The sequence below is a fragment of the Pyxidicoccus sp. M6 genome (genome assembly GCF_055568925.1).
The window spans coordinates 3,718,367-3,729,217 of the sequence record NZ_CM145714.1 but is presented as its reverse complement, the minus strand read 5'-3'; the positions used below and the strand labels follow the sequence as shown (position 1 = coordinate 3,729,217).

The window sequence follows — 10,851 nt, the reverse complement described above, 5'->3', positions numbered from 1 at the left end:
CTTCCCCAGGGGCCCGGCGCCATCCCCTGCGAGGCTGCTATCCTGGCGGCCGCACTCGGGGACTTCCTTCCCTGCTGGAGCACGCATCGTGATCGTCAACATCGAGGACCTCCGCCAGCGCGCCCGCCGACGGCTGCCCAAGGCCGTGTTCGACTACGTGGAAGGCGCCGCCGAGGACGGCTTCACGGCGAGCGCCAACCGGCGCGGCTTCGACCACTACCTCTTCCGGGCGCGCTCGCTGGTGGACGTGAGCGTGGTGGACCGCTCCACCACGGTGCTCGGCGAGAAGCTGGCCACGCCGCTCATCCTCGGGCCCACGGGGCTCGCGGGACTGCTCGCGCCCCGAGGCGAGGAGCTGGCCGCGAAGGGCGCGGCGAGCCGGGGCGCGCTGTTCACCTTGAGCACCATGTCCATCGGCACCATCGAGGAGGTGGCCGCCGCGGCGTCCTCGCCGCTGTGGTTCCAGCTCTACGTGTGGAGGGACCGCGGCGTGACGCGCTCGCTGGTGGAGCGAGCGAAGGCGGCGGGCTACCGCGCGCTGTGCCTCACGGTGGACGTGCCGGCCATGGGCAACCGGGAGAATGACCGGCGCAATGGCTTCACGATTCCGCCGCGCATCACCTTCACCAACCTGCTGGACGTGTTCCGGCACCTCGGGTGGGTGCTGCGGATGTCGTCCAGTCCCCGGGCCACGTTCGGCAACTTCGTGGACCTGCCGGAATTGAAGCGCACGGACGCGGTCTCCGTGGCGCAGTTCACCAACGCCCAGTTCGACCCGTCGGTGACGTGGAAGGACGTGGAGTGGCTGCGCTCGGTGTGGCCGGGGCCGCTGGTGCTCAAGGGCATCTCGTGCGCGGAGGATGCGCGGCGCGCGGTGGAGCTGGGCGTGGAGGCCCTCATCGTCTCCAACCACGGCGGGCGGCAGCTCGACTTCCTGCCGGGTGCGGTGGACGTGCTGCCGGAGGTGGTGGACGCGGTCGAGGGGCGCAGCGAGATCATCCTCGATGGCGGCATCCGACGTGGGTCGGACGTGGTGAAGGCAATCGCGATGGGGGCTCGGGCCTGCATGATTGGGCGGCCGTTCCTGTATGGACTGGCGGCCAACGGGCAGGCAGGAGTGGAGCTGGCGCTGGATATCCTCTCCAAGGAGATTGACCGGACGCTGGCGCTGCTCGGGAGGCCGAAGCTGGCGGACCTGGACCGGTCGGCGCTGCGGGTGGACATGCCGGCGCTGCTGGAGGCACAGAGTTCGTCGCTGCGGCTCGTGGAAGGAGCGCGCCGGCTGCCGGCGGGTGGCACTCAAGCGGGCTGAGGGGTTGCCTCACGCTGGAATCGGGGACAACCTACCGGGGTGGTAGGCTTGGTGCCGCCCTGGCACGTCAGACCCGGTTGGTATGCCGTCCCCATGGAACTGGACATGGGCGGCGGGGAGCATGAGGCAGTCATGGAACGGAAACCGGCCACGTATGCGGACCTGGAGGCGCTTCCCGACAACGTGGTCGGGGAGCTGATTGGCGGGGTGCTGCACACCAGCCCGAGGCCGGCTGGGGCGCACACGATTTCGGCTTACAACCTGGGAGTCGCATTGGGCACGCCCTTTGTGGCGGGCCAGGGAGGCCCCGGTGGCTGGATCATCATGGGGGAGCCAGAGTTGCATCTGGGAACGGACGTACTGGTGCCCGACCTGGCGGGCTGGCACGAAGAGCGCCTGCCGAATGCGCGCGAGATGGTGTTTTTCACCGGGGTGCCGGACTGGGTCTGCGAGGTGTTGTCTCCCTCGACGAAGACCTTGGACCGCAAGGAGAAGCTGCCCATCTATGCGCGCGAGGGCGTGAGGCACGTCTGGCTGCTGGACCCAAAGGCCAAGGTGCTGGAGGTGCTCCGGCTGGAGGGCTCGAATTATTCGCTGATTGCCACCCACTCAGGCCCGGCTGTTGTCCGCGTGGAGCCCTTCGATTCCGTCGAGCTGAAGCTGGCCTTCGTCTGGGGCAATTAGGGCCTGCTGTGAGCGTCCTCCTCAGCGTGATGCTTCCCGGGTGAGCCATTCCTGGAGTTCATCCAGGAGGCGGGCGAGGCGCGCGGTGAACCACTGCCGGAAGCAGGCGGACGCGTCGTAGAGCGCATCGGTCTCGTCATGGAAGCGCATGAAGACGGGGGCCTCACCGGAGACATCTCGCTGCGCACAGAGGGCGAAGACCGCCTCTCCATTCCTGTCGTCGGAGACGTACAGCAGTCGCCGGGGCGCGCTCGGATCGAGCGTGACGCCGTTCTGTTTCACGACCTGGACGAAGCGCTCGGCGGTCAAGGCGACATCCGCTTCGAGCGAGGCACTCGCGGCCACCAACCGCGCCACGGGCGTCGTGGTGTCGAGCCAGGGGCCTAGGAAGGAGACCGAGCCCACTTCGAGGAGGAAGGCCGCGAATGACGGAGGAAGCGTGAAGCCCAGCGCGCGCTCTGTGGCGCTCACGTCCGAGGGAGTCGCCGGTGCTCCCTCGATGGACACGGCCTGGGTCCGCCCGTCCGGCACGTGCGCCGCGAGGCCCGGCTCGCGCCGGAGCAGCGCTGCGAACCACTCATTGATGGAAGCAATCTGCGCCCGGTAGCTGCCCGCGCTTTCGACAGCGGGCCCGCGGAGCCCCAGCGAATCAAGGTAGGCATGCCGGTCACGCGCCCGCTTCTCGACCTCGGCGCGCTCCGCCTGTTCCTTCGTGGCGAGGCCCGCCTTCTGTAAGGCCGCTGCCAGGCCGCCGAGTCCCGACGGCTTGTACTTTCCACCCATGACGTGCTCCCGGGGCCCCGGCATCGGCCCCGACGGTGTTGTAACTGAGTGACGCCACATGAGCCGGGTTCCTACTCACCAGTCTCACGTCGAAGCGGTCCCGTGATGAACGCTTGCCGTGCCCAGGCTTGCATGGAGCGGCTTCATGGCACAACCTTCCAGGGTGGCCGGCGCATTTCCGCCCTGGCACGTCAGACCCGCTTGTTATGCCCTCCCCATGGAACTGGACATGGGCGGCGTGGAGTATGGGGCAGTCATGGAACGGAAACCGGCCACGTATGCGGACCTGGAGGCCCTCCCCGATAACGTCATCGGGGAGCTGATCGGCGGAGTGCTGCATGCCAGCCCTCGGCCCACCGGGCCGCACACGGGTGCGGCATCCCGACTGGAAATCGAGCTGGGCGGTCCGTTCGACCGGGCGCGGAATGGGCCCGGAGGATGGATTCTCCTCATCGAGCCGGAGCTTCATCTCGGAGAGGACGTGCTCGTCCCGGACCTGGCCGGCTGGCGCCGGGAGCGGATGCCCAGACCTTACAGGACCGCAGCCTCTACTCTCGCGCCGGACTGGGCCTGCGAGGTGCTGTCTCCATCCACGAAGGCCCTGGACCGCAAGGTGAAGCTTCCCGTGTATGCGCGCGAGGGCGTGCGCCACGTCTGGCTGATGGACCCGGAGGCCCGCTCGCTGGAGGTCTTCCGCCTGGAGGGTACGGACTACTCGCTCCTCGCCACGCACTCCGGCGCGGCCCTCGTTCGCGCCGAGCCCTTCGAGGCCGCCGAGCTGGAGCTCGCGTATCTCTGGGGCGACGTGTAACGGGTGAGCGACACTCCCACCCTGTCCCGGAAGGGCAGGTTGACGGCAGGCCCCACCCGCCGTTACTTTGGACACTCCTCCGCTACGTTGGACGCCCAGGTGACGCACTCCACCCCGACCGCCGCGCTGTTCCGCTGCCGCTGCTGTCGGTCGTGTGCCTGTTGTGCCCTGTCGGGCCTGGGTTGTTGACGCGCGCACCGGACTCCTGAGTCCCCCGCGCTGTCTCCCCGGCCCGGCCTCCTCTCGAAGGAGCCGGGCCTTTCACTTTCCGCCTTCCGCTCTCACTCCGCAGCTGACGCGCCTCATGCCCTCCTCCGCCTCCCTCGCTCCGAAGTCCCTCGCGCCGGCCACCGCGCGCGGAGCGTCGTGGGCCCGGGGCGTGTGCTGTGCGTGCTGTCTGGCGTGTGCGTGTCCCGTGTGTCCGCCCCCCGGCGGGTGCCGAGCAGCGAGGAGTGGGTAGCAGTCCCTTCTCGACCTTCCCTGCTCGCGCGGCCCGCCCTCTCAAGGGGCGGGCCGTTTTCGTTTCCACTCTCGGAGTCCTCCATGTCGTCCCCGCTGTCCGCCGCCACCCTCACCGCCGCCTCCCCGTCAGCGCTGCTCGATGAAGCACGTGCCCTGGCGGACGCACCCGTGGAGGAGGTCTTCGCGTGGGTGGAGCGGCGGTTCGGCGCGCGCGCGGCCATCGCCTCCAGCTTCGGCGTGGAGGACATGGTCCTCATCGACCTGGCGCGAAAGCACGCGCCCGGCCTCCGCGTCTTCACCCTCGACACCGGCCGCCTGCCCCCGGAGACGTACGAGCTCATCGAAGTCGTCCGCAACCGCTACGGCCTCGCCGTGGAGACCTTCTTCCCCGAGCGCACCCACGTGGAATCGCTGGAGTCCACGAAGGGCTACTTCTCCTTCCGCAAGAGCCTGGAGGCGCGCAAGGAGTGCTGCGCCATCCGCAAGGTGGAGCCCCTGCGCCGCGCGCTCGCCGGCCGCGAGGCCTGGGTGACGGGCCTGCGCCGCGAGCAGTCCGTCACCCGCACCGCCGTCGAAATCGCTGAAGTCGATGCCGAGCACGGCGGGCTCCTCAAGCTCAACCCGCTGGCCACGTGGACCCGTCAGGACGTCTGGGCCTACGTGAAGCAAAACGCCGTCCCCTACAACTCGCTCCATGACCGCGGCTACCCGTCCATCGGCTGCGCGCCCTGCACCCGCGCGGTGAAGCCGTACGAGGACGAGCGCGCCGGCCGCTGGTGGTGGGAGGCCCGCGAGCACAGCGAGTGCGGCCTCCATCCGGTCCGCTGAACCGAACACCATGAGCACTCCCACCGACTACCCCGTCTGCCTCCGCCTGGAGGGACGCCGCGTCCTCCTCATCGGAGGCGGCACCATCGCCGAGGGCCGCGCCCTCGCGGTGCTCGAAGCCGGCGCCCGGCTGCGCGTCGTGTCCCCCGAGGTCACACCCACGCTGCGCGCCCTCGCCACGCAGGGCCACCTCGACTGGCTCGCCCGGCCCTACGTCCCCGGCGACGTGCGCGGCCATGACCTCGTGCTCGCGGCAACAGACGACGCGAGCGTGGGCCCGCTGGTGGCGCGGGAGGCGCGCCTGCTCGGCGTCTGGTTGAACACGGCGGACGTGCCGGAGCTCTGCGACTTCACGCTGCCCTCCGTCGGTCGCCGAGGCCCCATCACCCTCGCCATCTCCACCGCCGGCCACGCGCCCGCGATTGCGCGCCGGCTGCGCCGCGAGCTGACGGCGCGGGTGGGCCCGCACCACGTGTGGCTCGCTCGGCTCAGCGGCTGGCTGCGTCGGCGGCTCCCCGCGGGCGTGGAGCGCCAGCGCCTCTTGAAGAGCCTCGGGGAGGGAGACATCGGCGCGCTGCTGGAACGCGGCGAGCGCAAGGCCGCGGGAGCCCGGCTCCGCGCGGCGCTGAAGACCTTGAAGTCATCGGGAGAGACGACATGAGAGAGCAGGTCCAGGGACGCGTGTACCTGGTGGGAGCCGGCCCGGGAGACCCCGAGCTGCTCACACTGCGCGCGGCCCGGTTGCTGAGAGAAGCGGACACCGTGGTGCATGACAGGCTCGTGCACCCCGCCGTGCTGGAGCACGCGCGCCCCCGCGCCCGCCTCATCTACGTGGGCAAGGAGGGCGGCGGCGAGTCCGTGCGGCAGGAGGACATCCACACCGTCCTCATCACCCAGGCCCGACTCGGCCGCCGCGTGGTGCGCCTCAAGGGCGGAGACCCGTTCGTCTTCGGCCGTGGCGCGGAGGAGGCGCTCGCGCTGGAGGCGGCGGGCATTCCGTACGAGGTGGTGCCCGGCCTGTCCGCCGGAATCGCCGCGCCGGCCTCGGCGGCCATCCCCGTCACCCACCGCGACGTGTCCGGCGAGGTGACCTTCGCCACCGCGCACCGCGCGGGCGGCTCGCCTGACTGGGCCTTCCTCGCGAAGGCGAAGACGCTGGTGCTCTTCATGGCGGGAGACCGGTTGGAAGAGACGGTGCGCGCCCTGGTGACGGCGGGCCGCGACGCCTCGACGCCCGTCGCCGTGGTGGAGGCGGGCACATGGGAGCACCAGCGGGTGGTGGAGGCCACGCTGGGCAACATCGCCCTCGAGGCGCGCCGGGCCGCCATTGGCTCGCCCGCGCTGCTCATCGTGGGCGAGGTGGTGGCGCTGCGCTCCCGGCTGCCGTCGCTGGCGGCGCGCGGCTCGACGATGAACGGGCACCCGGTGCCCCTGAAGGCGGAGGGTGGCCATGAGTGAGAACAACCTGGCGAGGACGACGCACCTGGCGGAACTGGAAGCAGAGAGCATCCACATCATCCGCGAGACGGTGGCCGAGTTCGCCAACCCGGTGATGCTCTACAGCATCGGCAAGGACTCGCAGGTGCTGCTGCACCTGGCGCGCAAGGCCTTCCATCCCGCGCCCCTGCCCTTCCCGCTCCTCCACGTGGACACCACCTGGAAGTTCCGGGACATGTATGCCTTCCGCGACGCCTTCGTGGCGCGGCACGGGTTGAAGCTCCTCGTCCACCAGAACCGCCGCGCGCTGGCCGAGGGCATCAACCCCTTCGACCACGGCAGCCAGAAGTACACGCACGCCATGAAGACGCAGGCGCTGCTGGAGGCGCTGGCGCAGCACGGCTTCGACGCGGCCTTCGGCGGAGCGCGCCGCGACGAGGAGAAGTCCCGCGCCAAGGAGCGCGTGTTCTCCTTCCGCGACAAGCACGGCCAGTGGGACCCGCGCCGGCAGCGGCCGGAGCTCTGGAACCTCTACAACGGCCGCGTGGACGCCGGGGAGAGCATGCGCGTCTTCCCGCTGTCCAACTGGACGGAGCTGGACGTGTGGCACTACGTGCTGCGCGAGCGCATCCCCGTGGTGCCGCTCTACTTCGCCGCCGAGCGCCCCATCATCGACCGCAACGGCACGCTGCTGATGGTGGACGACGAGCGCATGCGCCTGCGTCCGGGTGAGAAGCCCACGCTGCGGCGCGTGCGCTTCCGCACGCTCGGCTGCTACCCGCTGAGCGGTGCCATCGAGTCCTCCGCCACCACGGTGGAGGCCGTCATCCACGAGATGGTCAACGCCCGCCAGTCCGAGCGGCAGGGCCGCCTCATCGACCACGACGAAGAGGGCTCCATGGAGCTCAAGAAGCGCGAGGGCTACTTCTAATGGAAACCGCACTGCAGGCTCCTCTCCCGCTCGACGTGCAGCGGCTCCTCGAGGAGCACTCCAGCCGCGAGCTGCTGCGGCTCGTCGTGGTGGGCTCCGTGGACGACGGGAAGTCCACGCTCATCGGCCGGCTCCTCTACGAGTGCGACGGCCTCTTCGAGGACCAGATTTCCGCCGTGAAGAAGGCCAGCGCGAAGCGCGCCGCCGCCCGCACCGAGGCCAGCGTGGCCGTGCCTCCGGAGCTGCTCGCCCAGGGCCTCAAGGCCGCGGCCGGCGCCGAGGAGGAGGAGCTGGACTTCTCCCTCTTCACGGATGGCCTGAAGGCCGAGCGCGAGCAGGGCATCACCATCGACGTGGCGTACCGCTACCTGTCCACGGCGAAGCGCAAGGTCATCATCGCGGACACGCCGGGACACATCCAATACACGCGCAACATGGCCACCGGCGCCTCGACGGCGGACGCGGCGGTCATCCTGGTGGACGCGCGCCTGGGCGTGCTGCCGCAGACGCGCCGGCACGCGTACATCGCCTCGCTGCTGGGCATTCCGTACCTCGCCGTGGCGGTGAACAAGATGGACCTGGTGGGCTTCGACCGGGCCACCTTCGAGCGCATCGGCCAGGAGCTGGCGGACTTCGCGTACACGCTCGGCTTCGAGGGCGTGCGCCTCTTCCCCGTCAGCGCGAGCCGGGGCGACAACATCACCCGTCCCAGCGCGCGCACGCCGTGGCACGAGGGCGGCACGCTGCTCGGGTGGCTGGAGTCGTTGCCCCACCAGCGCCGGCTGGACAACGCGGCCTTCCGCTTCCCCGTGCAGTACGTCATCCGTCCGCACCAGGACTACCGCGGGCTGGCCGGCCAGGTGGCCTCCGGCACCGTGCGCGTGGGGGACGAAATCCAGGTGCTGCCCTCCGGGCGCCGCACGCGCGTGGCGGGAATCGACACCTTCGACGGGCCGCTGAAGGAGGCCTCCGCGCCCGCGTCCGTGACGCTGCTCCTGGCGGATGACGTGGACGCGAGCCGCGGTGATTTGCTCGCGCACGTGGACGAGCCGCCGCAGGCGCTGCACCAGCTCGACGCGATGCTGGTGTCGTTCGGCGAGCAGCCGCTGGACGTGTCGCGGCGCTACCTGGTGAAGCAGGCCACGCGCACCGCGCCCGCGCAGGTGGAGCGCATCCTCTGGCGCAAGGAGCTGGAGGATTTGTCCGAGGTGCCCGCCGAGTCACTGTCCCTCAACGACATCGGCAAGGTGCGGCTGGTGTGCCGCCGGCCGTTGCTGGCGGACCCGTACCGCGACAACCGGCGCACCGGTGCCTTCATCATCATCGACGCGCTCACGCATGACACGGTGGGCGCGGGCATGGTGCTGGGGCCGGCGGACACCGGGGCGCGGGGCGCGGTGGAGTCCTCGCTCATCTCCGCGGCCGAGCGCCGTGCGCGGCTGGGCCAGCCCGGTGCCATCGTCCTGCTGCCGTCCTCGCCGGACGCGGCGTCGCGCGCCTTCGAGCTGGAGCGGAGCCTGTTCGACCAGGGCCGGCACGTGGCCACCGTCATGGGTGACGTGGAGGTGGCGCTCGCGCTGGCGGGCGCGGGGCTCATCGCGCTGGTGCACACCGAGGCGTCGCAAGCCCGGCGCGTGCTGCGAGCGGAGGCTCGCGACTCCGGCGTGGCGTGGCTGGAGCTGGAGGCATCCGAGGACGCGAAGCAGCAGGTGGAGCGCGTGCTCGCGCTCGGGGAGAACGTGAAGTGAGTCCGTCGCAGATGGGGGGGGCCCCACGACCCGCCGCACCGCCCTTCGTCACCACCCTGCTGGGTGAGGAGAAGGGCGCGCTGCTGCTCAAGCTGGTGGAGGGGCTGGACACAGCGGCGCTGCACTGGCTGAGCGGCTACGCGGCGGGGCTCGCCTCACGGCCGGGGGCCGCTCCAGTCTCCGCTGCCGTGCCCGTGTCCGCCGCGCCCGCCGCGGCTCCCGCGGTACCGCTCACCATCGTCTACGGAACGCAGACGGGGAACAGCAAGCTGCTGGCCGAGCGGCTCAAGCAGCAGGTGGAGTCCTCGGGGCTTCCCACCCGCCTCTTCCGCGCGAGCGACTACCCCGTGCGGGAGCTGGCGAAGGAGAAGCTGCTCTGCGTGGTCATCAGCACGCAGGGCGACGGAGACCCGCCGGACGACTCGCGCGGCTTTTGCGAGCACGTGCTGGGCAAGCGAGCTCCAAAGCTGGAGGGGCTGCGCTTCGCGGTGCTGGGACTGGGTGACTCCAGCTACCCGAAGTTCTGCGAGGTGGGCCGCGTGCTCGACGCGCGCCTCGCGGAACTGGGTGCCACCCGGCTCGTGGAGCGCGCCGACTGCGACGTGGACTTCGAGCCCGTGGCGAAGGGGTGGCTCGACCAGGCCTTCGCGCGGGCGAAGGAGGCGCTGGAGCCGCAAGCCGCGCCCATCGCGGCTGTCGTCCCGCTGCGCAGTGCGGCTCCTGCAACAGCGACGTTCAGCAAGGAAGCGCCCTTCTCCACCGAGGTGCTGGTCAACCAGCGCATCACCGGCCGGGGCGCGCTCAAGGACGTGCGGCACGTGGAGCTGTCACTGGAAGGCTCCGGCCTGGAGTACCAGCCGGGCGACGCGCTCGGCGTGTGGCCGCACAACCCGCCCGAGCTGGTGGACGCCTTCCTCTCCGAGCTGAAGCTGGACGGGAGCACGGAGGTGAAGCGCGACGGGCGCTCGCTGCCGCTGTCGAAGTGGCTGGGCGAGGAGCTGGAGCTGACGAAGCTCAACCGTCCCTTCCTGGAGCGCCACGCGGCCCTGGCCAACAGCACGGAGCTGAAGCGGCTCCTGGAGCCGTCCGGCGCGGAGGGCTTCCGCACGCTGCTGGCGAGCCACCAGGTCATCGACCTCCTGCGCGCGCACCCGGCGGCGTGGGGCGCGACGGAGCTCGTCGCGGCACTGCGCAAGCTGGCGCCCCGGCTGTACTCGATTGCCTCCAGTCCCAAGCGCGTGGGCGCGGAGGCGCACCTGACGGTGTCAGTGGTGGACTACACGGCCTTCGGCACGCGGCACCTCGGCGCCGCGTCGTCGTACCTGGCCTCGCGGGCGGCGGGGACGGACAAGGTCCGCGTCTTCATCGAGCCCAATGAGCGCTTCCGCCTGCCGGAGGACGGCGACAAGGACGTGCTGATGATTGGCCCCGGCACGGGCGTGGCGCCCTTCCGCGCATTCGTGCAGGAGCGCGCCGAGGTGGGCGCGCGCGGCCGCAACTGGCTCTTCTTCGGCGAGCAGCACTTCCGCACGCAGTTCCTCTACCAGGTGGAGTGGCAGGAGGCCTTGAAGAAGAAGACGCTGCACCAGCTGTCTCTCGCCTTCTCGCGAGACCGCGCGCAGAAGGTCTACGTGCAGCACCGCCTGCGCGAAGCGGGACGCGACGTCTACGAGTGGCTGGACGGCGGCGCATACCTCTACGTCTGCGGCGATGCCCAGCGCATGGCCCCGGATGTCCACGCGGCGCTGGTGGACATCGTCTCCACCCATGGCGGGAAGAGCCGCGAGGACGCGGAGGCCTGGCTCCAGGGCCTGCGCGAGCAGCGGCGCTACCTGCGCGACGTCTACTGAGCCTT

The 10,851-nt window shown here is 70.6% G+C and carries 10 protein-coding genes; 9 read left to right on the top strand and 1 reads right to left on the bottom strand.

What is annotated here, in order from left to right; translation table 11 throughout:
- Positions 1–88: 88 nt before the first annotated feature.
- Positions 89–1,312: an alpha-hydroxy acid oxidase gene (locus ACVTJA_RS15365; RefSeq protein ID WP_465837120.1), complete on the top strand. Its 1,224-nt coding sequence runs from the start codon at positions 89–91 to the stop codon at positions 1,310–1,312.
- A 93-nt stretch (positions 1,313–1,405) separates the two neighbouring features.
- A complete protein-coding gene (locus ACVTJA_RS15360) occupies positions 1,406–1,996 on the top strand; it encodes a Uma2 family endonuclease (protein ID WP_465837119.1) in 591 nt (196 codons plus the stop codon).
- A 21-nt stretch (positions 1,997–2,017) separates the two neighbouring features.
- Here ACVTJA_RS15360 and ACVTJA_RS15355 read toward each other — a convergent pair whose 3' ends face one another.
- Positions 2,018–2,779, bottom strand: a complete 762-nt coding sequence (locus ACVTJA_RS15355; protein WP_465837118.1) for an SMI1/KNR4 family protein — start codon at positions 2,777–2,779, stop codon at positions 2,018–2,020.
- Positions 2,780–2,924: 145 nt separating this feature from the next.
- Between ACVTJA_RS15355 and ACVTJA_RS15350 the strand changes: the two genes are divergently transcribed.
- From ACVTJA_RS15350 to ACVTJA_RS15320, 7 genes are all read left to right on the top strand, one after another.
- Positions 2,925–3,590 carry a Uma2 family endonuclease gene (locus tag ACVTJA_RS15350; protein WP_465837117.1) on the top strand — a complete coding sequence of 222 codons (666 nt, stop codon included), beginning with the start codon at positions 2,925–2,927 and terminating at the stop codon, positions 3,588–3,590.
- 543 nt (positions 3,591–4,133) lie between these two features.
- Positions 4,134–4,880, top strand: coding sequence for a phosphoadenylyl-sulfate reductase (locus tag ACVTJA_RS15345; protein ID WP_465837116.1), 747 nt, complete (start codon positions 4,134–4,136; stop codon positions 4,878–4,880).
- 10 nt (positions 4,881–4,890) lie between these two features.
- Positions 4,891–5,541 carry a precorrin-2 dehydrogenase/sirohydrochlorin ferrochelatase family protein gene (locus tag ACVTJA_RS15340; RefSeq protein WP_465837115.1) on the top strand — a complete coding sequence of 217 codons (651 nt, stop codon included), beginning with the start codon at positions 4,891–4,893 and terminating at the stop codon, positions 5,539–5,541.
- Complete coding sequence (cobA, locus tag ACVTJA_RS15335) at positions 5,538–6,338, top strand: uroporphyrinogen-III C-methyltransferase (RefSeq protein ID WP_465837114.1); 801 nt, start codon at positions 5,538–5,540, stop codon at positions 6,336–6,338. Before ACVTJA_RS15340 ends, cobA begins: the two co-directional genes overlap by 4 nt.
- Complete coding sequence (gene cysD, locus ACVTJA_RS15330; protein WP_465837113.1) at positions 6,331–7,248, top strand: sulfate adenylyltransferase subunit CysD; 918 nt, start codon at positions 6,331–6,333, stop codon at positions 7,246–7,248. The genes cobA and cysD overlap by 8 nt, the downstream gene beginning before the upstream one ends.
- Positions 7,248–8,996 (top strand): sulfate adenylyltransferase subunit 1, encoded by a 1,749-nt coding sequence (locus tag ACVTJA_RS15325; protein ID WP_465837112.1) that lies wholly within the window; start codon positions 7,248–7,250, stop codon positions 8,994–8,996. Before cysD ends, ACVTJA_RS15325 begins: the two co-directional genes overlap by 1 nt.
- A gap of 11 nt (positions 8,997–9,007) precedes the next feature.
- On the top strand, positions 9,008–10,846 hold the full coding sequence (locus tag ACVTJA_RS15320) for an assimilatory sulfite reductase (NADPH) flavoprotein subunit (protein ID WP_465840398.1): 1,839 nt from the start codon (positions 9,008–9,010) through the stop codon (positions 10,844–10,846).
- The last annotated feature ends 5 nt before the right edge of the window (positions 10,847–10,851 follow it).

Excerpts from the sequence above, each read along its gene's own strand:
- ACVTJA_RS15360 (WP_465837119.1), top strand. The coding sequence starts at position 1,406 with ATGGAACTGGACATGGGCGGCGGGGAGCATGAGGCAGTCATGGAACGG.
- ACVTJA_RS15355 (WP_465837118.1), bottom strand. The coding sequence starts at position 2,779 with ATGGGTGGAAAGTACAAGCCGTCGGGACTCGGCGGCCTGGCAGCGGCC.
- ACVTJA_RS15350 (WP_465837117.1), top strand. The coding sequence starts at position 2,925 with ATGGCACAACCTTCCAGGGTGGCCGGCGCATTTCCGCCCTGGCACGTC.
- ACVTJA_RS15345 (WP_465837116.1), top strand. The coding sequence starts at position 4,134 with ATGTCGTCCCCGCTGTCCGCCGCCACCCTCACCGCCGCCTCCCCGTCA.
- ACVTJA_RS15340 (WP_465837115.1), top strand. The coding sequence starts at position 4,891 with ATGAGCACTCCCACCGACTACCCCGTCTGCCTCCGCCTGGAGGGACGC.
- cobA (WP_465837114.1), top strand. The coding sequence starts at position 5,538 with ATGAGAGAGCAGGTCCAGGGACGCGTGTACCTGGTGGGAGCCGGCCCG.
- cysD (WP_465837113.1), top strand. The coding sequence starts at position 6,331 with ATGAGTGAGAACAACCTGGCGAGGACGACGCACCTGGCGGAACTGGAA.
- ACVTJA_RS15325 (WP_465837112.1), top strand. The coding sequence starts at position 7,248 with ATGGAAACCGCACTGCAGGCTCCTCTCCCGCTCGACGTGCAGCGGCTC.
- ACVTJA_RS15320 (WP_465840398.1), top strand. The coding sequence starts at position 9,008 with ATGGGGGGGGCCCCACGACCCGCCGCACCGCCCTTCGTCACCACCCTG.